This is a genomic window from Bacillus cereus group sp. RP29 (assembly GCF_040459765.1).
GTDB lineage: Bacteria > Bacillota > Bacilli > Bacillales > Bacillaceae_G > Bacillus_A > Bacillus_A paranthracis.
This window is the reverse complement of the sequence record NZ_JARVHN010000001.1, coordinates 67251-91872: the sequence shown is the minus strand read 5'-3', so window position 1 is coordinate 91872 and position 24622 is coordinate 67251. Positions and strand designations below refer to the sequence as shown.

The following is a 24622-nucleotide window of genomic DNA, read 5'->3' as shown; positions in this document are numbered from 1 at the left end:
AAACGTTGCCACGTGTGACACAATCTTTTTTTATAATACATAAGGGGTTTCTTGATACACGTAATAATTCAGCCAATTAGAGAATAATAGATTCCCATGGCTTCTCCACCTTACAAGCGGCTTCTCATTTGGATTATTATGCTTAAAATAGTTTTTCGGCACATCAATATTTAACCCTTTTTGGCGGTCCCGTTCGTATTCTTGCTTTAACGTATCACAACTATATTCACTATGCCCGAGCGCAAACACTTGTCTTCCTTCTTGCCCAATAACAAGGTGAACACCTGCTTCCTCAGAGTTTGCTAATAATGTTAATTCTTTCACCTCTCTAATATCACTCTCTCGTACTTCTGTATGACGCGAATGCGGGGCGAAAAACAATTCATCAAAACCTTGTAACAGTTTCACATGTTGCTCACGGACTTCATGTTCAAATACACCAAACATTTTTTCCTTAAGAGGATACTTTGGAACGCCATAATGATGATACAAACCAGCCTGTGCCCCCCAGCAAATATGAAGCGTAGATGTTACATTCGTTTTTGAATACTCCATAATACGTTTAAGCTCTTCCCAATAATCTACCTCTTCAAAAGAAAGGGTTTCAACTGGTGCTCCTGTAATAATGAGTCCATCAAATTTCTCATTCTCAATATCACGGAATGTTTTATAGAAACTCGTTAAATGTTCCTGTGCAACATTACGAGACAAATGCGATTCCATATGAAGTAAATGAACATCTAATTGCAACGGTGTATTTCCAATTAAACGAAGTAATTGCGCTTCTGTTTCTTGCTTTGTAGGCATTAAATTTAATATAGCAATTTTCAATGCCCGAATATCTTGTGTTTCTGCTCGCTCTTTTGTCATTACAAAAATATTTTCCTCCTGCAACACTTTGCGAGCTGGCAAATCTTTATCAATTATGATCGGCATGTTGTTTGCCTCCGACTAGCGCTGCTTCTAAATCTGCAATAATATCCGAAACATCTTCTATACCAACTGATAAACGAATTAAATCTGATGTGACGCCAGCTAAGCGCTGATCTTCGGCACTTAATTGTCTATGCGTTGTACTAGCAGGATGTATAACGCAAGTTCGTGCATCAGCTACATGCGTTACGAGAGTTGCTAGTTTTACATTTGCGATAAATTCTTTTGCTGCTTCTAATCCTCCCTTAATGCCGAATGTTAAAACACCACTCGCACCTTTTTTCAAATACTTTTGTGCTAACGAATAATTTTCATTACTATTTAATCCCGGATAATTCACCCATTCAATACGTTCATGATCAGCAAGCCATTTAGCAACTGCAAGAGCATTTTCACTATGACGCTCCATTCGTAAATGCAATGTTTCTAAGCCGATATTGCTAATATACGCATTAAATGGGCTCATACAGTTTCCGTAGTCTCTTAATAATTGAACACGTGCCTTCACAATATAAGCTGCTGCACCAAAATTTTGAACGTAACTTACGCCGTGATAACTTGGATCCGGTTCAACTAGTTCAGGATATTTCCCGTTTGTCCAATCGAAGTTCCCTCCGTCAATTACAATGCCACCTAACGAACTTGCATGACCATCAATATATTTCGTCGTAGAATGAACGATAATATTTGCTCCATGTTCAAATGCTTGGCATAAATAAGGAGTTGCCAATGTATTATCCACGATAAAAGGTACTTCCAACTCTTTCGCTGCATCTGAAAGTTCTTTGAAATTTAAAACGTTCATCGCCGGATTTCCTAGCGATTCTGCATAAACAAGTTTCGTCTTATCATTAGCAAGGGCCACAATTTCATCAGCAGTTAAATTCGGATTAAAGAATGTAACATCGATACCAAGTTTACGCAAACTCACTCCAAATAAATTAAACGTCCCGCCATAAACTGTGGAAGAACAAAGCAAGTGGTCTCCGCTACTACAAATATTTAAAACAGCAAGCATAATAGCAGCTTGCCCAGAAGCCGTTGCAACAGCACCTACACCACCCTCTAAATCCGCTAACTTTTGCTCAAATGCAGCTAAAGTAGGATTTCCAATACGCGTGTAGATATATCCTTCTGCCTCTAAATTAAATAGCGCTGCTAAATCATCTGAAGTATCGTATTTATACGTTGTACTTTGATAAAGCGGTAAAACACGCGGTTCACCATTCTTTGGCGTATAGCCACCTTGCACACAAATCGTTCCTTTCCCCCATGATTCTCCCATTTCTTATTCTCCTTTCTTTTATACAAAATAAAAAACTGCCCCTTTCCTGAAAACAAGAAAGGAGCAGTTTGAAAACACGCTCTAAAGGCTCTTTCTTATCTCTCAGGGTTATTACCTGCAGGATTTGGCACAATTCCGTTATACGGCTGTTGCCAAGGTTTCATCGGGCCTGTCCCTCCACCTTTTCTTGATAAGACTATGCAATTACCGTTGATTTTATAGCAATAATTTCCTCATGTCAATTAGTTTTTCTGAATGTTCTAAATTAAATACAAAGAACTTAATGTACATAACAAAAGAAATATATTCTATATCCATTTGAAAAAGACCTTTTAAAACCTCCGCTTAATTTACTATTACCAATGCTTGGGGTAGCTACTATCGGAAATGCATTTCCACTTCCAAAACATAACGAAACTACAAATAAAAAAAATAGGCAGTGTGGACAAAAGTTCCACTGCCTATTCTCATTACACATGTTGCTTCAATAATGCATATAACTCCTCAAAATTATGCACTTCATATGTCGGTATAATCCCACTATCATTTAATTTCCTTTCTGGATTAAACCAACAAGTATCAATTCCCGCTACATATCCACCTTTCATATCAGCGCTTAACGAATCCCCAATAATGAGCCCTTCTTCAGGAACAAAGTTAGGAATCCTTTCAAAAACATAATCAAAATACTCTTTCATCGGCTTTTGATAACCTGTATCTTCAGAAACGAAAATATCTTGAAACAAGGCATGTAACCCTGCATTACGTAATCGTTTATCTTGCGTCTTAGAAATACCGTTTGTCACTATATATAAATCGTACTCACTTTGAATTTGATTTATAAATTGTAAGGCACCTTCCATGAGCTGATTTCCTTCTTCTAAGTAACTGCGATAATTATTTTCGAATAATATCCCATCTACTTCTTCCCCGTATTCTTTAAACAAAATTGAAAATCGTGTATTTACAACTTCATCACGATTTATTTCACCTTCTTCAAAAGCAGTCCAAAGACTTTTATTAATTTTTTTATATTGCGCTTCAATCTCGCTAGTGAGAGACATCCCTTTCTCTTCAAAAAGCATACGTAATGCCGATTTTTCTGCCTTTTGAAAATCCAACAATGTATCATCTACATCGAATAATAATGTTTTATATTTTTTCATAAGCCCTTCACACTCTCTTTTCTACAAAAACAAATTTACGTAAATCGTATCATTCTTTCTTGTAAAAATAATAGGAGATATCTCATACTAAACATGAGGTGAAAACATGAAAGTCAGCAGAAATAGCGAAGAAATCTCTCATTACATACAAACTTACAATTTCCATACTCTTTTTTCTTTTGATATCTTACCGTATGCTGAACTACATTCCTTTCAGAAGAGAGAAAAGATATGTAATGAAGGGGTCGATGTTCCTTATCTTTATTACTTAATTTCTGGGAAAGCAAAAATATATATGAGTCACAAAAACGGAAAGGTCTCCTTGATTAACTTTATTCAGGCACCTTCGTTCATTGGGGAATTAGGATTAATTGGCGTAGAATCTGTTACGAAAACGGTGGAAGTAATGGAAGATTGTATATGCTTAGCGCTTCCTCTTAAAGATTGTCAGCATCTTTTGTTACAAGATGCTACCTTTCTACAGAAACTATGCAAATTTATCGGTGAGAAAACCATTACCCGAACAGAAAGTTATGCTAAAAATAATAGTTATCCGTTCGAAAATCGATTAGCGGCGTTTATTCTATTAACAGAACAAAATAACAGTTATATAGAAAAACATACTGAGGTTTCGGAATACTTAAATGTTAGCTACCGTCACCTTTTATATGTATTAAACCAATTTTGCCAACAAAATTACTTAAAGAAAGATGGAAGAACCTATTACATACAAGATCGAATTCAGTTAGAAAAACTAGCTGACGAACTTAAAATATAAAAAAGTAGCATTAACGTTTATCTGTTAATGCTACTTTTTTGAGTGACGATTCTATTTTCAATTAAAATTTACTTGCTACTTTAGCTGCTTCTTCAAGACCAGCTGTAATGATTTCTTCTGCTTTATCTGGGAATTGGTTATGTCCTTCAATAACTACTGTTTCCATGTTTGTTGCGCCGAAGAAGCCCATCATGCTTGCTACATATTTAACAGCCATTTCTACTTCTGCTGCGGGACCTTCAGAGTATACACCGCCGCGCGCGTTTAATAATGCAATCTTCTTATCTCCAATTAGACCAACTGGACCTTCTGGCGTATATTTAAACGTTTTACCAGCACGGTTTAAATAATCAATATATGTGTGTAACACTGCTGGAATCGTTAAGTTCCATAATGGGAAACCGAAAACGACTTTATCAGCTTCTAGGAATTGATTTAAATACTTATCAGCAACTGCTACTGCTTTTGCTTCCTCTTCAGTTAAATCAAACCCTTTACCAGCTTTGAATGTACCATTAATCATATCTACGCCTACATATGGTAATTCTTCTTTATATAAATCAAGTTCTACTACTGTATCGTTTGGATGCGCTTCTTTGTAACTTGCTAAAAACGCTTCATATAATTTTACACTAACTGCTTGTTCCGCTGGACGGTTGTTTGCTTTTACGAATAAAACTTTTGTCATTATGTTTTCCTCCTAGTACTAACTCTTCTGTTGTTATATGCTTTCAAAAAAAGGTATCCCTTGTAATTGTTGTTTTGTTGCTTACAAACATATTTTATCTTTATATCAAGACAATTTCGTCCTCACATAGACGTATTTTTCCATAAAAAAAGTCCACCTTCTAAAGGCGAACTAGGTCTTACGACTTTCGTCTTATACAATTCCATTTTTTACTGCATATAATGCTGCTTGCGTACGATCAGATAAATGTAATTTACTCAAAATACTACTTACATGAGCTTTTACCGTTTTTTCCGTAATAACTAAAACAGAAGCGATTTCTTTATTACTCATCCCTTTCGCTAATAGCTGCAATACTTCATTTTCTCTCGCTGTTAGCACATCTACTTGAATAAAGGGCTCTTCTTCCTTTTCTTCTACAGGTAATGTTTGAGAGAGAAGAGCGTTTGCTATATCCGGATGTAATTGAATATTACCTTTATATGCACTTCGAATGGCCTCAACAAGCTGATCCGGTTCTACATCTTTTAAAATATACCCGCTTGCTCCAGCCCTTAATGCTGGTAACACATGTGCCTGATCAGAAAAGCTAGTTAATACAATTACTTTCACATCCGGATATTCTTTTTTAATACACGCTGTCGCCTCAACGCCATCCATTTCGGGCATATATAAATCCATTAGTACAACATCAGGATTCGTTTCTCCTACTTTCACTAGCGCCTCTTTCCCATTACTTGCTTCTCCAACTAACTCTATATCTTCCTGTGTACTTAAGAAAAATGCTAATCCTTTTAAAACGACTGTATGATCATCAACTAACAATACTTTTATTTTCACAAACTTCCCTCATTTTCACATCATAATGGTACGTTTACTTTTACACTTGTCCTTTTCTTATCACTTACAATTTTAATTGTTCCACCGACTAATTCTACTCTTTCCCGCATCGTAGTCATGCCAAGTGATTTCTTCTCTTTTATATCCTTTTCTACAAAGCCGGTCCCTTGATCGACTATTTCTAATGATACATTCTTCTCTGTCACTTTGAAATAAATCGTCGCTTCTCTAACATTTGCATGCTTACTTACATTATTTAAAGCTTCTTGTCCAATTCTCCATAGCGCTTCCTCTACTACGCGTGGCAAATCACGGACACCTGTAACTTGTTCTCGAATTTTCAAACCCAAACTTTCACCATATTGCTTTAAAGCTGGTAATAATCCTTTCTCCAAACCCGCTGGACGTAATTGCCAAATTAACGTCCTCATTTCTTTTAAAGCTCCTTGCGCTAATTCACGCATATCATGCAAAGATCGATCCACTTTTTCGTTTTGACCTTTTAAAACCGCCTCAGCGCCTTTTGTCATAAAGGTTAACGAAAATAGCTTTTGTGAAACAGAGTCATGTAAGTCCCTTGCTAATCGATTTCTTTCTTCCATTCGTACGAGTTCACGTCGTTGCTCATTTAACCTTAAATTTTCTATCACGAAAGAAATATGATTTGTTATTGCTTGAAGTACATCTAACGTATTTACATCAAATTCACCATTATTTGAACTAACACATAAAACACCAAATATGTGAGTTTGAATCTGTATTGGGGTGGCGATAACCGTCCTATTAGAGGCAATCTTATGACTGATTTGATCGTTTAATAAAATAGGTTCACCTTTTTCTAACGCTTCTTTCGCTGCTTCTTTTATATCCTCCTGCCATTCTTCCTGGCAATAAGATGCCCGCAAGGATAATTCTTTCTCTTCCCTAATAAAGAATGCGACTTGATTCCACTGAAACACTTCACCTAATTGATCTACAACTTTTTCAGGCAATATATTAAATTGATGAATCGTTCTTAAAACTTGAATGAACCGTTCTAATTTCACATAATAATGTGCTCTTCGCTTTTCATTTTCATATAACTTTGCTCGTTTTAAAGCCGTTCCAATTTGGAAAGCAACTGATTGAAGCAATACTAATTCTTCTTCTGAAAAATGTGTTTTACCTGGGCTTGCCACATTTAACAAACCAAATTTTTCTCCTCCAGCCTTTAAAGGAACCGTAGCATGATGAAGAATTCCTTCTGTATCTCCCCAATTATATTCAATTGCATTATTAATTCTTTTACATTCAATAATATTAACAGCTCGTTCTAATTTTCCATCCACAAAGCCACGTAAACACCAACATTCTCCTTCACACATCGGACGTTTGTTTTCATATGTAAGTGCCTCTGGTAATTGATAATCAATTAATTTTGTATACCTACCATTTTCATCCGCAAGAAATATCCATCCTGTCGTTAAACCTGTTACACTCAGCAATTTTTCTAGTACTGCTTGCAATACATGATATGTATCATTTGATGTATTTAGTGTTTCTGCAATCTCTTTTAATATAACTAATTCATTTGTACGATTCTCTTGAAACATAATTCGTCTCCTACATACAAGATTTTACATAGTTCCTAACATAAATCATCTACTTTTCACTTTGTACTTATTCGTAACATTGATATAATGGTGAAAACATAGTTTTCATTATATCACCTGAGGGGGCTTTTCATAATGACATTAAATAAAGCACTTACTATCGCTGGTTCTGACACAAGTGGCGGTGCTGGTATACAAGCAGATTTAAAAACATTCCAAGAACTTGGTGTGTACGGAATGACATCTCTTACGACAATCGTAACGATGGATCCACATAACGGTTGGGCACATAACGTATTCCCAATCCCAGCTTCTACATTAAAACCACAATTAGAAACGACAATTGAGGGCGTTGGCGTAGATGCTTTAAAAACAGGTATGCTTGGATCGGTAGAAATTATTGAAATGGTTGCTGAAACAATCGAAAAACATAATTTCAAAAATGTAGTAGTTGACCCTGTTATGGTATGTAAAGGTGCTGATGAAGCATTACATCCTGAAACGAATGATTGCTTACGTGACGTTCTTGTTCCAAAGGCATTAGTTGTCACACCAAACTTATTTGAAGCTTACCAATTAAGTGGCGTAAAGATTAATTCTCTTGAAGACATGAAAGAAGCAGCGAAAAAAATCCATGCTTTAGGTGCGAAATATGTCCTAATTAAAGGCGGTAGCAAGCTTGGTACGGAAACTGCAATCGACGTCCTATATGACGGAAAGACATTCGACATTCTAGAATCAGAAAAAATTGATACGACAAATACACACGGCGCAGGTTGCACATATTCTGCTGCAATTACAGCAGAACTTGCAAAAGGAAAACCTGTGAAAGAAGCAGTAAAAACTGCTAAAGAATTTATCACAGCTGCTATCCGTTATTCATTCAAGATCAACGAATACGTAGGCCCAACACATCACGGTGCATATCGTAAATTCGTTGTATCAAAAGAGCTTGTCTAACCTATAAATAAAAACACCCACAGAGTGTGTATTTTCCCTCTCTGTGGGTGTTTTTATTTATAAGCTCTTCTGGTCATCTTATCTTTAAGATGCAGAACTGACCTGATTTCTACCATTTCTTTTGGAGTAATATAATGCATCATCAGCAGCTTGAATAAATTGCTCTGGTGATTGTTCATATACTGAAATTCCTACTGAAACTGTAATTTTTATTTTTGTTCCATCTAACAATTGGAATGAATGTTTTTCAACAGCTGCGCGAACTTGTTCCCCCATACGCATTCCGTAAGCTAATCCCTTCTGTGGTATAAGAAGCGCGAACTCCTCTCCACCCTTTCGAAAAGCCAAATCTGGAAACGTTGAAACTTCTCGTAAAATACGCCCTATTTGTTTTAATACTTCATCTCCTGCAGGATGCCCGTACGTATCGTTTACAGACTTAAAATGATCAATATCTATAAGTAGTAAACAAAGTGAATCATTTTTCATGCGCTTATTACCAATATGATGATTCATTTCTAAATCAAACTGCCTTACGTTTCCTAACCCTGTCAATGCATCTATCGTTGCATATTGCTTCATCTTTTGAAATAACTCATTGGATTGCAATACATAATTCGCGCTTATAAATGTGATATATGCTGCAACACTACTACAAGCTAAATATAATGCTACTATAGACATATCCTTAAACAGCATAGAAAGTGGCACCGCTAAAATAAATAAACTATATACATTAAACCAGATCCATCTTGTAAACATAGAAACTTTCATCCGCCAAATGAAAGTAACCCCAATACCTATCAATACAATAGTATAACAAGCCAATTCAGAGGCTAAAGAGTACTCGGTTAAAAATAATCGGGTAATTAAAATAATCGTAACTGTTATACTACTAGCTATCGGACCTCCAATTATAATTGCCAAAATAACAGCTAAATAGCGTAGATCTAACATAATATCCCCAATATGTACGCCAAAGTACATCAACAGTACACTTAATATTCCAGTAAGAATACCTACTACACATTTCTGCCAAAAAGAAAACCCTTCTTCTAACGGTTTATCTCTTAAAAGCTGACCTCCAATAAAAATAAAGGAAAGAATAATGGTTGTGTTTACAAATAAGTCCCTTAACATAAAATAATCTCCCTACTTTTCTATCTATCCCTTTCCTTATTTTATTGTATACGAAATCCCTATAATTCCCAAAGATTTTTATTTATTTTTTGCTGTTCCACGTGAAACAGCAAAAAATAAAAAGGACGAAAATTCGTCCTTTTCACTAACAACAGCGCGATATCTTTCCACCCTTTGCATTAAATCTAGCTTCTTGCGCTTCTGCAAAAAATTGTTTTTGACATACAACTTCTTCTTCTGGATGATGCTTTTTCATATGCTCTACATATGTTTCATAGCTTGGTACCCCAACAAGTAAGCTAATAAAGTGTTTCCTTTGTCCCCATACTTGCCGTAGTCTTTTAAGCATAGTTCCTCGACTCACTTTCATCTTTAGGGATATATGGTGCCTCTTTTAGCGGCATCGGCTTATTTCTTAATACTTGAATCCAAATTCGAATTGCAGAAATTAATACAGCGATTACAACGATCATAAAAATTCCACAAAGTGCTGCATCAATATAATCATTGAAAATAATTTGCTTCATTTGAGCCACATTTTTAGCTGGCGCTAACACTTTCCCCTCATCTAATGCTCCTTGAAACACCTTTGCGTGGGATAGAAATCCTATTTTAGGGTTTTCATGAAATAGCTTTTGATAACCCGCCGTCATCGTTACAATAAGCAATCCGACAGTTGGAATAAGCGTCACCCAAACATATGCCTTTTTTCCCATTTTGAACAAAATTGTCGTTCCAAGTAATAACGCAATACCTGCTAACATTTGATTTGCAATACCGAAAAGTGGCCATAATGTATTAATTCCACCAAGCGGATCAACTACCCCTTGATATAAGAAATAACCCCATCCTAACACACATAACGTTGTAGCTATTACATTCGCTAATGTAGAATCCGTTTTCCCAAATGGCTTATATACATGCCCTAAAATATCTTGAATCATAAATCGACCTACGCGCGTTCCAGCATCAATCGTTGTTAAAATGAATAACGCTTCAAAGAGAATCGCAAAATGGTACCAAAATGCCATCATGGCCGTTCCACCTATTACTTTTGAGAAAATATATGCCATACCTATCGCTAACGTTGGTGCACCACCTGTACGTGATAAAATCGTTTGCTCTCCAACGTTTACAGCGAGATCTTTTAGTTCATTTGGTGTAATAGCAAATCCCCATGAGGAAATAACTTGAGCTGCCTGCGAGACATCTGTACCGATAAGTGCTGCAGGACTATTAATTGCAAAGTACGTTCCCGGTGTTAATACACAAGCTGCAATCATCGCCATGGCTGCTACAAACGACTCCATTAACATTGCTCCATAACCGATTGGCTGTGCGTGTCCCTCTTGCTCAATCATCTTCGGCGTCGTACCTGATGAAACAAGAGCATGGAATCCAGACACTGCACCACAAGCAATAGTAATAAATAAGAACGGGAATAAATTTCCAGAGAACACAGGACCAGTTCCATCAATAAATTTCGAAACTGCTGGCATTTGTAAATCTGGTGCTACAATTAAAATACCGATTGCTAATCCTACAATTGTTCCGACTTTTAAAAATGTACTTAAATAATCACGTGGTGCTAAAAGCATCCAAACTGGTAATGCCGATGCGATAAATCCATATACAATAAGCATTATAGCAATTGTTTCTCCGCTAAACGTGAACATGCTTGCAAGCGCTGGATTTTCCGCTACATACTGCCCTCCAATAAGAGACAGTATAAGTAGGATAATTCCAATTACTGACCCTTCACCAACCCGTCCAGGCCTAATGTAGCGCATATATACTCCCATTAAAATAGCAATAGGAATCGTTGCTGCTATCGTAAACATTCCCCAAGGGCTTCCGACAAGCGCCTTTACTACTACTAATGCTAATACTGCTAATAAAATAATCATAATGCCTAAAATACCAATCATTGCAATAAGTCCTGTAACAGGACCAATCTCATCTTTAATCATTTCACCGAGAGATTTACCATTACGTCTCATCGAAGCAAATAAAATGACAAAATCTTGCACAGCTCCAGCGACAACTACCCCTACAATAATCCATATTGTCCCTGGCAAATATCCCATTTGTGCCGCCAAAATCGGTCCTACTAAAGGACCAGCCCCAGCGATTGCTGCAAAATGATGCCCAAATAATACCCATTTATTTGTCGGAACATAATCTTTTCCATCATTTAATGTATGAGCTGGCGTTTGTCGATTATTATCTAAACCGAATACCTTTCTCGCTATAAATCTACTATAAAAGCGATAAGCAACTGCATACACACATACCGCAGCTACTAAGAGCCATACAGCATTAATAGTTTCACCTTGTGATAAAGCTATTACACCAAAAGCCCCGGCTCCTACTGCTGCAATAACTCCCCAAAGTAAAATCGACTTCAATGTTCTCACATACAATCCCCCCAATACTATTTCTTAGTGGGATTGTACTAAATTTTCTGAATATTTAACTTGAATCCTCCCTATCATGAAGGATTTTTAGTTTATCATGTTAAAAAATTCGCACTATCTACTATAATTCAATTTTATTTCGAAGTCGTTTCACATAATTACGACTTACTGGAATCGGTTGCTCATCATATTTATCTAAATACAGATTATATGTGCCATTATAGTAAGGCTTTAACTCTTGTACATATGACATATTAATTAAATAACTTTTATGCACACGTAAAAAATCATATGCATTTAGCTTATTTTCTAGCTCCTGGAGTGTATATGTTGAAATATACTGATTATTTGTTGTATAAATTGAAACTGTTTTGTTTTCCTTATTTTTGCTTACATATACAATATCTTCAGGGAAAATATACCGAATCCCCTCTTGACCTTCTATCGGTAGTTTACGCAAATAGCTCTTTGCTTTCTCACCTTGCTCTTTAGCCATTCTATATAAAAGGAATTGCAAATCTTCCTCGCGAAATGGGCGTAGTAAATAATAAACTGCTTGAAAACGAAATGCTGTAATGGACTCTTCTATATCTTCACCCATAAAAATAAATTTCGTATAACAATTTACTTCCCGTAATAAACTCGCATATTCAAAACCCGTTCCATCTAGTAATTTTGAATTTAAAAAAACAAAATCTGGTGTATGCTTCTTCATCATAAATAATGATTCTGTTCCTGTATTTGCTTCAAAACATTCTACATTCCTTATATTTTCAGTAAATTTTTCAACTAAACTTCTTCGCTCTTCTGCATCTTCCATGATCAGTAAAATTTTCATTTCTTCAACCACCTAATTCTTTTGTCCGTATGTCCTGTTGTATACATTCGCTTTTATAAGGAACATTCCCTTTTTCTTACTATACCATTATTTATCTAAAAAAACAGAAAAAAGGGAACCATCATGGTTCCCCCTGCCCTTTTTTCCGTTATTTGTAGGCAGTAAAACCCACTGAATGAGAAAACATGGGCTCTTATTTTTACTACTCTAAAACATAATTGGTACGGACCAATAATTGAGATCACTTACCGATTAAAGTTTTACCTTATACTAATTCTCGTTGTTTCGTTTCTTGCCCAAGTATAATTACAGCAAATACGCCTATTAAAATTGATCCACAGAAAATCGTAAATATTAGTGATAGTGAAGCCTGTAAAGCAACTAAATATCCTACTAATAGCGGTCCAAGAATACCACCAATACGACCGAATGCTGCCGCCATCCCTGCACCTGTACCACGAATAACTGTTGGGTATTGTTCAGGTGTATAAGCATATAATGCACCCCAAGCACCTAAATTAAAGAATGATAGTAACATGCCCGCTACGATTAATACCGTTAATGACTCTGCCACTCCAAATAAGTAAGCACTGCAAGCTGTACCAATTAAATACGTAACTAAAACAAACTTACGACCAAGACGTTCAATAAACCAAGCAGCTGTGAAATAACCTGGTAATTGAGCTAACGTCATAATAAGTACGTATTGGAAACTTTTTATTAAACTAAATCCTTTTAATACCATTACACTAGGTAACCAAAGGAACATGCCATAATAGGAGAAGACAACAGAAAACCATAAAATCCATAACATAATTGTTGCCTTACGATATTCTCCAGACCAAACTGACTTTATATTTTCGATAACGGATGGCCTTTTTTCAACCTTTTGGAATCTTGGAGAATCCGGTAAATTCCATCTTAAATATAAAGCATATAGTGCCGGAACCGCACTCAATATCATCGCAACTTCCCAACCATATTTCGGTATAACAAAATACGAGATAAGAGCTGCGATTAGCCATCCACCTGCCCAAAAACTTTCTAATAGCACAACTATTTTGCCACGTTCATGTGCTTCAACACTCTCCGATACTAATGTAGAAGCAACTGGAAGTTCTCCACCAAGCCCCATACCAATTAAAAATCGTAAAACAAGGAACATAGCAAGTGTCGTCGTTAAAGCCGTTAAACCACTACCGATAGAAAATAATAATAATGTAATAATAAAGACTGATTTCCGCCCTATTTTATCTGATAGTATTCCAAAAACGAGCGCCCCGACCGCCATACCAATTGAATTAATACTGCCTATCCAGCCCATTTCTTGGGTACTTAATCCCCAATCTTTTTGCAGCGCTACCATTACAAATGAAAGCATTCCAACATCCATTGCATCAAATAACCATCCAAGCCCCGCTATACCAAGTAGCTTTCGCTTCGAAATTTCTTTCACCTTGCCCACAAGAAGTCCTCCTTACACAGCTGTCTTTACACATCATTTTACATGTGTGAATTGTATAAGTAAAATACTTTCGTGTAAAAAATTCTCCTTCATCATTCCCAAAAAGTAAAATACTTATCCGACTATTTGAGAGCAGTAAGACCCCTCACCTCAAAATTCAGCTGAAGCAAAGAGCGATAGATAAAAAAACCATGGCCATTAAACACCCGATTAGTGAGTGTCCGCAATCGGTAGTAGATGAATAAAAACGCACTTTATTAAAAATGGACAAATAAAAAAGTAGCGATAGAACGCTACTTTTTTGAACGCATGACTTCTTTTAAAAATTCCGCTAATACTAACTGACGACGCCAACGCGTTGGATTGCTACACAATCTATAAAACCACTCTAAATGGATCGCTTGAATCCATTTTGGTGCACGTTTTACCTCTCCAGCCCATACATCTAAACTTCCGCCTACTCCAACGGCCATTTTCGTTTCTAAACGATGCTTATTCGTTTGGATAAAGTTCTCTTGTCTCGGGAAGCCAAGTGCAACAAGCAATAGGTCTGGTTTTGCCTTTTGAATACGAGAAACAATATTCTCTTCTTCTTCTTGTTTAAAATACCCATCTTGTATACCCACAATAGATACAGCTGAATACGTCTTCGTTAAATGATCTGCTGCAGCTTGTACAACATGCGGTTTTGCACCTAATAAGAAAACTGATACTGGTTTATTGTCTTCTGATAACGCCGCAAGTAAATTACACATTAAATCAAAACCTGCTACACGTTCCTTTACAGGTGTACCTAACATACCACTTGCTTTTACGACTCCAATACCATCAGGTGTAATTAAATCTGCATTTAATAATGTTTGATGGAATGCTTCATCCTTTTTTGCACACATAACAATTTCAGGATTTGCTGTTACTACCTGAAAAGTATGTGTTCGCTCCACTTCTAGTTGTTCTTTTAAATATTGGACCGTTTCATCCATTGTCATTGTAGAAAAAGGAACGCCTAGAATATCAACTGTTTGTACTGCCATAGTTAACTATCCTCTCTATCATTACAAGTTTTTCGCTATTAATTGCTTATATGTTTCCTTTGTATCTTCATATAGTTTTTGAAGTGAGAAGTTCATAATAGCATGCTCATAAATATGTTTCCCCATTGCTGCTAATTCTCCAGTTTTCCACTTATCATACGCTTCTTCTAAAGCTAATGCTAATGCCCTTCCATCATCTGTTGGCACAATCCATCCATACGTTTCATCTACAATTAATGGTTCAATCTCTCCAGCCCTAGTCACAATTGATGGTACGCGTTGATTTGCCGCTTCTAATAAAACTAGTGGGAACCCTTCACTATGGGAGGTTAATAAATTCACATGTGACGACGCAAATAATTGTTTTACATCTTGACGATGCCCTAAAAACTCGACTTTATTATTAATCCCTTTTTCAATAGCCAATGACTTTAGATTTTCTTCTAACGGGCCATCGCCAACTAACAATACTTTAATTTTCTCTAATTTTGTTCGTTGTAACGCATCAAATAGAACTTCATGTCCTTTCACAGGATGCAATCGTGCTACTTGGATTGCCGTAAATACATCTTCATCAATATTGAACATTTCTTTTTTATTATAACCTTCTGCTTTTTCCTTATCGTATTCAATTCCATTATAAATAACATGCATCTTTTCATTAGAAATACCTAAAGCAGCTAAACTTTTCTTTAATCTATTTGTTACAACAAAAAATAAATCTATATTTTTTAAGGCTTTCAAATTCAATTTCGTAAAAATCCAACCTTTTAAGCCTTGTTTAGTAAAGTCTTCAAATGGATCACTATGAATAGTCGTTACCCATTTTGCCGTTATTCTCTTTTTCATTAAAGAAACATAGAAATTAGCCCTAGGACCATGCGTATGAACTATATCAAATTTTTCATTATTAATGAATTCGCTTATATTCTTTAAAATAGATAAATCATAGCGGGATTTTTGTGAAAACACATGGACTTTTATCCCTAACTCTCTTGCTTCTTTCGCAACAATTCCATCTTCAAATACCGCTAATTCTACTTCACCAGTTGGAAACTGATCGAGAAGTGAAATAATATGTGTTTTCCCTCCCCCATCTTCTGCTCCTGCATTCATATGCAATATCCTCATATTTTTTCCTCCTTTAAATCCTCGCCACATTTCCATCTATCTTTATTTTACTGTACTAAAAAATAAAAGCTAACAAAAGTTAGCTTTTATTTTAATCATTCAATTTCTAAGTCTACAATTAGATAAGCTAACACCACTACAAAGTAGATCCCAACTCCTGGTGCTGTTAAAATATGTCCTGCAATATAGGCAATACCTAATGCTAACAATAAGCTTGCTGCAATCATTCCATATTTTATATTAAATATCTCTTTAAACCTTGTAATAAATACTAGTAGGATTCTTAAGCCGTAATAAATAAATGGAATCATTAGTAATGCAAAACCAATAATCCCAAAGTCATAAAACCAATCATGGAAGTCCATTTCAATTAGCTTTGGATCTGGCTGCTTTTGTTCATTATATTTAAAATTACCTGCATAACCCATTCCTAATAACTTTTGTGACATTGGCGCTTCTTTAAAGAACTGCTTATGTCTTTCTTCATATACTTGACGTCCGCTGAAAATAAGATTTTCTTGATTTTCTTTCTTTTGCTCTTTCTCAAGCTCTTTCTTAACTTCCTCTTCTATCTTCGCCTTTTCTTCTGGCTTTTCAACTTTATGATGCTTTTCTTCTTTTGCTTTAAGTTCTTGCTCTTTTTTCAGCTTTTCTTTAATTTCTTTTTCCTTTTGACCTTGCTGTGCCACATTTTGCTCTGATAAATAGTTATTGTGAATACCCATATTTTGTGCTAATGGCGTTTGTTTAAACGTTCCAACTACACCAGCTAATAGGACAATAGCAATTACTGCATTAAACGCAAGAGATTTTTTGTTCGGATTTTTTCTATCAAATAATAATTGTAGTACAATGATTCCGATTGCTGCCGCTAACGTAGCACCAATTGAGCCCATTCCTACTTTCGTACCGACCTGAATTAATGAGTAAATCATTAAAAGCGATGGAATCCAATATAAAACGTGTTTCCAGCTCTTTGTTTTTTGAATAGAATATAGTACCACAATAGGGAAAATAATAGCTAAGATTGAACCTAGTTCATTCCCTGCATAGAACCAACCTCGAGAACCTACCTTCATCCATTCATAACTACCAAAATCAGTAGATGTTGAAATAGAAATAACCATAATTGCGTTAATGATTAATGTAGCATATACAATACTATTTCGAACCTTATCACTAATATTAACTTTCTTTTTCAATGATTTTAAAGCTAAAATGTATGATCCCAGCATGATATATATATATAATGCTTTCGCAACGAATTTAACTTCTTCACTAAGTACAATAGGATCCTTAACTAGTTTATTATTAATAAATCCTACCCCTAAAACTCCGGCTAATAATATAAGATAAATTAAAAACTTTCTATTTTCCTTCTCTTTTGCCTGAATTAAAATGTAAATACCACCAACAGCCATAATAAGGAATCTTACTAAAATTCCAACGGTAGCACTTGACTTTAATAAAGTGATGCTAAGAGACGTTAATAAATCTAAAACAGGCTGTAAAATAATAAAAAAGAGCAAAAAACGCTCAAATCTAACCCTAGCTTGATTTGCTAACATTCCAAGACCTCCATACAAAATCTTAACATTATCTTTTAATCATAATTTTTTATCATTCAAACACACCTAGCAATTATAACATAACTCATATTCAAATCGAGAACTATTTTTCCGGCTAAAACTAGCACGGACAAGTATTAATCAGTAATAGAAATTACTGTCCTTTCGCTATACTCCCTATTTTACAAAAGCTATCTAACAACCATCCCCTTATTTTTGTCAGTATATACATATTTTTTTATCATTTTATACAGATGTAAATAGCATACCTAACATTGTAACATTTTACCAAATGGGTAGCGTCAAAAAATGTAAAATTAATCTTTTCATATCTTTTTCAAATTACTTTATAGCTATTTTCCAAACATTTTCAAACGCTTTCTTTATGTATTTTATCCGTTTTTCTACATGTAGCGAAAAGTAATTGTTATTTCCAATACTTTAGTGTATATTTTTTCTCTGGAACATCTTTAAGAGGAAGGGATTAAGGCCATGTTATTAATCGATATATTTACGTTTCTTGGCATTATCGCCGCTGCCATTTCTGGTACATTAGTTGGTTTAAAAAAAGATTTAGATTTATTCGGTGTCCTTTGTTTAGCTGTAGCTACTGCGCTCGGCGGCGGTATTATTCGTGATATTATGATCGGTAACCTGCCTCCCGTCGCATTTGTTAAACCCATTTACTTTTTCGTAAGCGTATTATCAGCATTATTTACTTGTATGTTTTTTGAGCGTATCAATAAACTTCAAGTTGTTATTATGCTTTCTGATGCTGTTGGCTTAGGCGTTTTTACAGCTATTGGTGCAAATGCGGCAATGTCACATCATGTTGACGCCTCATTTTTAGTTGTTTCAATGGGAGTCATTACAGGTATTGGAGGCGGTATTTTGCGTGACATTTGCGCTCAAGATATCCCCTACGTATTCCGAAAAGAAATTTACGCCATCGCTTCTATTTTAGGGGCAATTAGTTTCCTAATCACATATGCAATGGGGGCACACGTATTGGCTTTCTATGTTTGTTTACTAGTAACATTCATTATTCGTGTTGTCACTGTCATATATAATGTACATTTCCCAGTTTTCTTTAAAACACATGCTAAAATTAATAAAGGTCATTAAGAGAATTCTATATGGAATTCTCTTAATTTATATACTATTCTACACACTAACATAGAGTAATTGTATATAAAAATATATAATTATATTAGAACCAAAAATGAAAACGCTTTACAAACAGGGGGGAAGAACGATGCTTGGGGTTTTTAAAAAACATAACAATAAAACAAACGTCAGTATACTTGAATTAAGTAAGAATCAACAAATCACTTTTAACGTTCCTACTAATTCTGAACTGAAAATTCAAATGGATATGCTACATATTTCAAAAGAAGATTTACAAATCGTAAAGGTACTACAGCCCTTTATTTATGAAGAAATTGATTGGATTACTGAAAAATTCTATTCCAATATTACAAAACAGCCTAATTTAATTACGATTATCGAACGTTATAGCTCTATTCCAAAACTAAAGCAAACTTTAAAAACACATATAAAAGAATTATTTAGCGGAGATATGCATGAAGACTTTATTGAACAACGTGTTAGAATTGCAAAAAGACATGTACAAATCGGGTTACATAGAAAATGGTATACTGCCGCTTATCAAGAATTATTCCGCTCTATCATGAAGATTTTAAAAACGAAAATTACAACAATTGACGATTTTTCTTATTCCATAAACGTAATAAACAAATTACTTACTCTTGAACAAGAACTCGTTATTGCGGCTTATGAATCTGAATATGAAAGAATGCAAAAAGAACTTGAAAAAGAAAAAGAAATAACAGCTATGACCATTACGCACATTGCAACAGAACTAGCATCTGTATCTGAAAAAACAAGTGCTTCTATTCAGCAGTTAACCGCTAGATCTGAAACGATTGTAGAAATTGCTAAAACAGGTACGTCATTAGCTACAACATCAGAAGAAAAAGCAAATAAAGGTAAAGAACAATTAAATGAGCAAAATAAACGAATGGAATACATTCAAACGAACATGGAAACGATTATTACAGATACGCATGAACTTCTCGATATTTCTAACAAAATTAACGAAATTATAGATATTGTAAAATCAATTGCCGAGCAAACAAATTTACTCGCACTAAATGCTGCAATTGAATCTGCGCGTGCTGGGGAATTTGGCAAAGGCTTTTCTGTTGTAGCTGGAGAAATTAGAAAGTTATCAGAGCAAACGAAAGAATCTATATTTAACGTTACAAAGCTCGTTGAAAAAACAAATGAACAGATTGTTCGTGTCTCTTCTTCTGTGAAACAAATTAGCTCTCTCGTATCTGAAGGAACTGATAGTATGTCTGCAACGGATCAATACTTCCAAGAAATCGTAAAAGACATGTCTAACTCAAAAGAACAGAATAAAAAAATTGAAAATGAGTTAGAAACCATTTCACAAGTAATGAAAGGAATTCAAGATGATTCCTCAAAAATGGCTCTAACAGCTGATAGTTTACAACTAGAACTGAACCGATAGAGCGATTATGTCAGTAGAGATTCTTTATCTCTACTAGCTCTTAGTATTCATCTTCCATCAAAAAAAGAATCCAAATTGGATTCTTTTTATTTTCTAAAGAATATTTTTTGACAATACACATAACTCATATAAACACCAAAGCTTTGCAAAATAAACAATGCTGGCACAATAAGATTATAATATGCCATATCGACTTGGAAGAGCTTTAACAATACGTAGCCACTAGTTAAAAATAAGAACAACATATATCCCTCATTTTGTTGTTTCTTAATAAGGAAGTGTAATAGAGCTATAGTCATAAACAATGTTACGGCTATATATATCAGTTTTTCACATTTAAAAAGAATAGAATTTATTCCCTCATCTGAAAACTGATTTATCATCGGTTCTAAAAGTTTAAATCTTTCTCCCTCAATCTCTTTTAACTTTTGATCAATATGCTCTGTTACACTTTGATTTTTCGATACTCTTTCCTCATGTTGCGTTTTTCCAATTAAGACAGATTGAACATACGTCTCATTCGTAATCGTATATTGTGACAGTCCCATTGTCTTAATTCCATAATTCACACTAAAATGAGCACTATAAAATAGAATAAGTATCCCTATCATCTTTAGTAACACTTTTTGTTTCGTTGCTGATTGAAACACTTCAATTAATAATACATATATCGTGATAAAAATAGGAAGAAATAATCCCATTGGGAAAATCATATTACTACATGCAAATAAAATCGCTGAAAACACCCACATATAAGGATGATCTAATCCTTTATATAAAAGTATGTAGCAAGCAAAATAAAATAAAAATATTGCAAGTGACTCAGGAGTTAATACGGAACTCATGAATATATTTGGAATATACAGAGCATAAAATGTGGAAGCAATACGACCGCATTCTTCTCCAAAAACTATTGCCGCAATACGATAAATAAAAAATGCAGTTCCTGCGCAAAATAACACATTAAATAGTTGTAAAGCGAATAATGTATCACCAAATATGCGAATAATTACTGACTCATATATAATAAACGGCAAATGAGTTACAGTCCCTATATTATTACCAATTGCAATCTCCTTTGCAGACTCATACATCACTTTCATATCACCAATTATTGGAGCGTCTACAAATAACAGCATACTAAGCCTCACAACTATAGATATACTTATAAGAAAAATAAGAAATTGTTTGTCTGTAAAACGATATTGTAAAATTGATGCCACTAACAAAATGAGTATGACGAAAATTGCCAATATGATTGTTACACTTGTTGTACTTCCCCCAAAAAATTGCTTACTTGTCTCAAATGCTGTCCAACAACTATAAACAAAAAATGCAAGCATCGCACCAATCGTAATTTTATTGAAGAAAGATGAAAAATTTGTTTGTATATGATTCATATGTCCATTGCACCTCTATTTCCATTCATAACAAAACGATTCTATCATGAATGGGTACACGGCTGATAGGGAATTTCTATGACAAATACATAGTCATTACTTTTTGCTTGCAATGTAAGCGAATCCTCTTTTACACTACATTTTAGATAAAATAAATTTTCTTTCAGTTACATGAATACAAATACAGAAGTTTAAATAATCCTCTTTTGGAATACGCTTTACTTTATTAAATATCTAATATGAGTAATCCACTTACACATATTATTCTGATTGAAAACAGACTATAGGGGCTGAATATATGGAAAAGAAATTCATGCGAGAATCTAAAGCAATTAAAACAACACGTGTTTTTCCTAACGATTTAAATAATCACCAAACACTTTTTGGAGGGAAATTATTAGCAGAAATTGATAGTATTGCTTCAATTGCGGCTGCAAGACATAGTCGTAAACATTGCGTAACAGCATCTATTGATTCAGTTGATTTTTTAACTCCAATTCACCAAGCTGATTCTGTTTGTTATGAAGCATTTGTATGTTATACAGGGAAATCTTCAATGGAAGTTTTCGTAAAAGTAATCGCAGAAAATTTATTAGAAGGCGAGCGTAGAATTGCTGCCACTTGCTTCATTACATTTGTGGCAATAAAAGATGGAAAACCTTCGTCCGTACCACAAGTACTTCCTGAAACTGAAGAAGAACATTGGTTACACACAACCGGTTCAGAACGCGCGGAAAATAGAAAAAAAGGACGTTTAAAAAGTAAAGAAATGGCTGAGGTTTTAACTTTAAATAAACCTTGGAATATTTAATACGATACTCTTCCATATACATGCATAGGTTCTTTCTTCCTTGCATGTATTTTTTATGCGAAATATTCCCCCTTATCCTTTTATTCTCAATCTGTCCTCTTAAATCATGCACCAGCTTTTCCTTTATTTTGTTATACTGTTAATGGTATATTAAAGAAAGTTCGTTTAAAAATAACCATAATATGATTAAGTATATAAGGGATGGTGCGGTAATGACTATTGAAGTACCAATTTCAATACCAAAAACGTTAATTATTATTCCAGCGTATAACGAGGAAGAGGCAATTGCAGATACATTAACAAGATTATTAAAACTAAAACAGCATTTTATTGGATTAAGCATTTGCGTTATTAATGATGGATCACACGATAAAACAGCTCAAATCGTAAAAGAATTTCCTGTTCACCTTGTGAATTTACCGTATAATCTAGGTATTGGCTCAGCTGTACAAACTGGATATAAATACGCATATGAGAATGGATATGATATTGCGATTCAGTTCGATGCTGATGGACAACATAACCCAGATGATTTATATAAAATTATAAAGCCTATCGCTGAAGATGAATGCGATATGGTACTAGGGTCACGTTTTACAGAAAAAACAGCATATAAAGGTAGTATTTCCAGAAGAATCGGTATTTTTTATTTTACTGCCCTATTGAAAGTACTAACAAAACAAACATTTATGGATCCAACTTCTGGATATCGTGCTATCAATCGAGAAGTAATTACAATTTTTGCACACAATTATCCAAAAGATTATCCAGAACCAGAAGTTCTTATTCATTTAAAAAAGAAAAAACTTCGCATTAATGAAATATCTGTAAATATGCAAGAGCGACAAGGTGGACAATCTTCTATCACACCTTTTAAATCTGCATATTACATGATTAAGGTAAGTCTTGCTATATTGATGCAAAAAATCGTGAAAGGTTGATAATAAATGCCTATAATTACCTTTTCATTCATCTTTATTTTATTATTATTATTATTAATTATTAATTCTATTCGTCGCGGAACTTTAGAAACGAAATATGCTGTTTTGTGGATTTTTGTTTGTATTGCAATGGCTATTTTAAGTTCTACCGATAAAATTATAAACTGGATTGGAAAACTATTAAAAGTAGAATATCCCCCTTCCATTTTATTTTTATTTGGATTATTATTCTGTTTCATCTTAATTTTTGATCTAACAAGAAAAATTTCTAAACAACATCATCAACTTGTAACATTAACGCAAGATTATGCGTTACTAAAGCAAAAATTACATGCAACTGAGCCAGACAAAGATTAACCTAATAGTTCAAAACCAATATAAAAAACCTCTTAATTTATTTCAAAAATTAAGAGGTTTTTTATTCTCAATAATAATTTATTCCCCTTCACAATCGTTACGATAAATATATCCTACTTACTAACTAATTGACACTCCCACGGCTAAAGCCGCAAGCTGACTAACGTCAGTGGGATTCTTGCTACCAAAGGCGAAGTCTATTTCTAGTATCGCTGACGTGCAAGATTGCGGTGTGCCATCACCACTCCATATCCAGTGCATCTAGCAGATACGGCACTCGTTCTATTACCAAACGCGTCAGATTGTGAATTCTCAAATGTGTTTTAGCGTCTTGTACTTGACGACTCAATACATTTTACGGAGCAGAAGAATTTGTTACTCCAACCTCATATGTATTCTGTTTTCAGAGAACAAGATTGTTTTAGAGACTTTCACTTGTCTGTTATGAAATTTATACCATTTAAAATACTCGATGCACAGAACATACTTTCGGTATTTTATCTATACATCGCATTTGACCTCACTATCATCCCACCCCTAAAGGGGGGACTATCGCACCGTAGTGGGCTTTCCTATTCGGAAAATCTGTAAAAATAGTATAAATAAGAATTTATATGCAATAAACATATTAAAGCCGTTTGAAATACGAGAATTAACCATAAGTCACCACCTTTTTAATAGAAAGTTGATTTACAAAGTTTATATGCGTTAAAATTATACA

22 protein-coding genes, 1 pseudogene and 1 riboswitch are annotated in these 24622 nt (G+C 34.6%); of the genes and pseudogenes, 8 read left to right on the top strand and 15 right to left on the bottom strand.

Features of this window, described 5'->3' with window-relative positions; genetic code table 11:
* Nucleotides 1-30: 30 nt before the first annotated feature.
* The 3 genes from metA to QCI47_RS00435 form a co-directional block, all read right to left on the bottom strand.
* Entirely contained in the window at nucleotides 31-936 is a 906-nt protein-coding gene (gene metA / locus QCI47_RS00445; RefSeq protein ID WP_001121520.1) for a homoserine O-acetyltransferase MetA, read from the bottom strand.
* The gene (locus QCI47_RS00440) at nucleotides 920-2218 is read right to left on the bottom strand and encodes a bifunctional O-acetylhomoserine aminocarboxypropyltransferase/cysteine synthase (RefSeq protein ID WP_000504756.1); all 1299 of its coding nucleotides are present in this window, start codon (nucleotides 2216-2218) and stop codon (nucleotides 920-922) included. The genes metA and QCI47_RS00440 overlap by 17 nt, the downstream gene beginning before the upstream one ends.
* 92 nt (nucleotides 2219-2310) lie before the next feature.
* Nucleotides 2311-2415: riboswitch (SAM riboswitch) on the bottom strand.
* Nucleotides 2416-2688: 273 nt separating this feature from the next.
* Nucleotides 2689-3384 carry a YjjG family noncanonical pyrimidine nucleotidase gene (locus QCI47_RS00435; RefSeq protein ID WP_000760172.1) on the bottom strand — a complete coding sequence of 232 codons (696 nt, stop codon included), beginning with the start codon at nucleotides 3382-3384 and terminating at the stop codon, nucleotides 2689-2691.
* Between the two features lie 106 nt (nucleotides 3385-3490).
* Between QCI47_RS00435 and QCI47_RS00430 the strand changes: the two genes are divergently transcribed.
* Nucleotides 3491-4162, top strand: a complete 672-nt coding sequence (locus QCI47_RS00430) for a transcriptional regulator YeiL (protein ID WP_000868836.1) — start codon at nucleotides 3491-3493, stop codon at nucleotides 4160-4162.
* A 61-nt stretch (nucleotides 4163-4223) separates the two neighbouring features.
* Here the strand turns inward: QCI47_RS00430 and QCI47_RS00425 are convergent, their stop codons facing one another.
* The 3 genes from QCI47_RS00425 to QCI47_RS00415 all read right to left on the bottom strand — a co-directional run bounded on the left by QCI47_RS00425 (nucleotide 4224) and on the right by QCI47_RS00415 (nucleotide 7282).
* The gene (locus tag QCI47_RS00425) at nucleotides 4224-4850 is read right to left on the bottom strand and encodes an FMN-dependent NADH-azoreductase (RefSeq protein ID WP_000170050.1); all 627 of its coding nucleotides are present in this window, start codon (nucleotides 4848-4850) and stop codon (nucleotides 4224-4226) included.
* A 192-nt stretch (nucleotides 4851-5042) separates the two neighbouring features.
* Nucleotides 5043-5690 (bottom strand): response regulator, encoded by a 648-nt coding sequence (locus tag QCI47_RS00420; RefSeq protein WP_061131903.1) that lies wholly within the window; start codon nucleotides 5688-5690, stop codon nucleotides 5043-5045.
* A 20-nt stretch (nucleotides 5691-5710) separates the two neighbouring features.
* Nucleotides 5711-7282 carry a GAF domain-containing sensor histidine kinase gene (locus QCI47_RS00415; RefSeq protein ID WP_061131904.1) on the bottom strand — a complete coding sequence of 524 codons (1572 nt, stop codon included), beginning with the start codon at nucleotides 7280-7282 and terminating at the stop codon, nucleotides 5711-5713.
* A gap of 135 nt (nucleotides 7283-7417) precedes the next feature.
* Between QCI47_RS00415 and pdxK the strand changes: the two genes are divergently transcribed.
* Entirely contained in the window at nucleotides 7418-8242 is an 825-nt protein-coding gene (gene pdxK / locus QCI47_RS00410) for a pyridoxine/pyridoxal/pyridoxamine kinase (RefSeq protein WP_061131905.1), read from the top strand.
* An 84-nt stretch (nucleotides 8243-8326) separates the two neighbouring features.
* On the opposite strand, the gene QCI47_RS00405 is transcribed toward pdxK, so the two are convergent.
* The 8 genes from QCI47_RS00405 to QCI47_RS00370 all read right to left on the bottom strand — a co-directional run bounded on the left by QCI47_RS00405 (nucleotide 8327) and on the right by QCI47_RS00370 (nucleotide 17835).
* Nucleotides 8327-9382, bottom strand: a complete 1056-nt coding sequence (locus QCI47_RS00405) for a GGDEF domain-containing protein (protein ID WP_309422500.1) — start codon at nucleotides 9380-9382, stop codon at nucleotides 8327-8329.
* Between the two features lie 145 nt (nucleotides 9383-9527).
* Nucleotides 9528-9731, bottom strand: a complete 204-nt coding sequence (locus tag QCI47_RS00400; RefSeq protein WP_000919824.1) for a YbdD/YjiX family protein — start codon at nucleotides 9729-9731, stop codon at nucleotides 9528-9530.
* On the bottom strand, nucleotides 9724-11799 hold the full coding sequence (gene cstA, locus QCI47_RS00395) for a carbon starvation protein CstA (RefSeq protein ID WP_001259567.1): 2076 nt from the start codon (nucleotides 11797-11799) through the stop codon (nucleotides 9724-9726). Before cstA ends, QCI47_RS00400 begins: the two co-directional genes overlap by 8 nt.
* A 121-nt stretch (nucleotides 11800-11920) precedes the next feature.
* Nucleotides 11921-12637: a LytR/AlgR family response regulator transcription factor gene (locus QCI47_RS00390; RefSeq protein WP_000698252.1), complete on the bottom strand. Its 717-nt coding sequence runs from the start codon at nucleotides 12635-12637 to the stop codon at nucleotides 11921-11923.
* A gap of 265 nt (nucleotides 12638-12902) precedes the next feature.
* Nucleotides 12903-14102, bottom strand: coding sequence for an MFS transporter (locus tag QCI47_RS00385; protein WP_000521096.1), 1200 nt, complete (start codon nucleotides 14100-14102; stop codon nucleotides 12903-12905).
* A gap of 293 nt (nucleotides 14103-14395) precedes the next feature.
* A complete protein-coding gene (locus QCI47_RS00380) occupies nucleotides 14396-15136 on the bottom strand; it encodes a WecB/TagA/CpsF family glycosyltransferase (RefSeq protein WP_000290759.1) in 741 nt (246 codons plus the stop codon).
* Between the two features lie 21 nt (nucleotides 15137-15157).
* Nucleotides 15158-16267, bottom strand: a complete 1110-nt coding sequence (locus tag QCI47_RS00375; RefSeq protein ID WP_061131907.1) for a glycosyltransferase family 4 protein — start codon at nucleotides 16265-16267, stop codon at nucleotides 15158-15160.
* A gap of 95 nt (nucleotides 16268-16362) precedes the next feature.
* Nucleotides 16363-17835, bottom strand: coding sequence for an O-antigen ligase family protein (locus tag QCI47_RS00370; protein ID WP_061131908.1), 1473 nt, complete (start codon nucleotides 17833-17835; stop codon nucleotides 16363-16365).
* 492 nt (nucleotides 17836-18327) lie between these two features.
* Between QCI47_RS00370 and QCI47_RS00365 the strand changes: the two genes are divergently transcribed.
* From QCI47_RS00365 to QCI47_RS30220, 3 genes and pseudogenes are all read left to right on the top strand, one after another.
* On the top strand, nucleotides 18328-18960 hold the full coding sequence (locus QCI47_RS00365) for a trimeric intracellular cation channel family protein (RefSeq protein WP_000924376.1): 633 nt from the start codon (nucleotides 18328-18330) through the stop codon (nucleotides 18958-18960).
* 97 nt (nucleotides 18961-19057) lie between these two features.
* Nucleotides 19058-19588: pseudogene (locus tag QCI47_RS30225) on the top strand (protoglobin family protein); the annotation flags it as partial.
* A 63-nt stretch (nucleotides 19589-19651) separates the two neighbouring features.
* Nucleotides 19652-20392 (top strand): methyl-accepting chemotaxis protein, encoded by a 741-nt coding sequence (locus QCI47_RS30220; protein WP_370529982.1) that lies wholly within the window; start codon nucleotides 19652-19654, stop codon nucleotides 20390-20392.
* An 86-nt stretch (nucleotides 20393-20478) separates the two neighbouring features.
* Here QCI47_RS30220 and QCI47_RS00355 read toward each other — a convergent pair whose 3' ends face one another.
* A complete protein-coding gene (locus tag QCI47_RS00355; protein WP_061185281.1) occupies nucleotides 20479-21792 on the bottom strand; it encodes an ArnT family glycosyltransferase in 1314 nt (437 codons plus the stop codon).
* Between the two features lie 298 nt (nucleotides 21793-22090).
* Between QCI47_RS00355 and QCI47_RS00350 the strand changes: the two genes are divergently transcribed.
* From QCI47_RS00350 to QCI47_RS00340, 3 genes are all read left to right on the top strand, one after another.
* Nucleotides 22091-22603 carry an acyl-CoA thioesterase gene (locus tag QCI47_RS00350; protein WP_061131911.1) on the top strand — a complete coding sequence of 171 codons (513 nt, stop codon included), beginning with the start codon at nucleotides 22091-22093 and terminating at the stop codon, nucleotides 22601-22603.
* A 212-nt stretch (nucleotides 22604-22815) separates the two neighbouring features.
* Nucleotides 22816-23544: a glycosyltransferase family 2 protein gene (locus QCI47_RS00345; protein ID WP_061131912.1), complete on the top strand. Its 729-nt coding sequence runs from the start codon at nucleotides 22816-22818 to the stop codon at nucleotides 23542-23544.
* A 6-nt stretch (nucleotides 23545-23550) separates the two neighbouring features.
* Nucleotides 23551-23901 (top strand): DUF2304 domain-containing protein, encoded by a 351-nt coding sequence (locus QCI47_RS00340; protein ID WP_001121772.1) that lies wholly within the window; start codon nucleotides 23551-23553, stop codon nucleotides 23899-23901.
* Nucleotides 23902-24622: the final 721 nt, after the last annotated feature.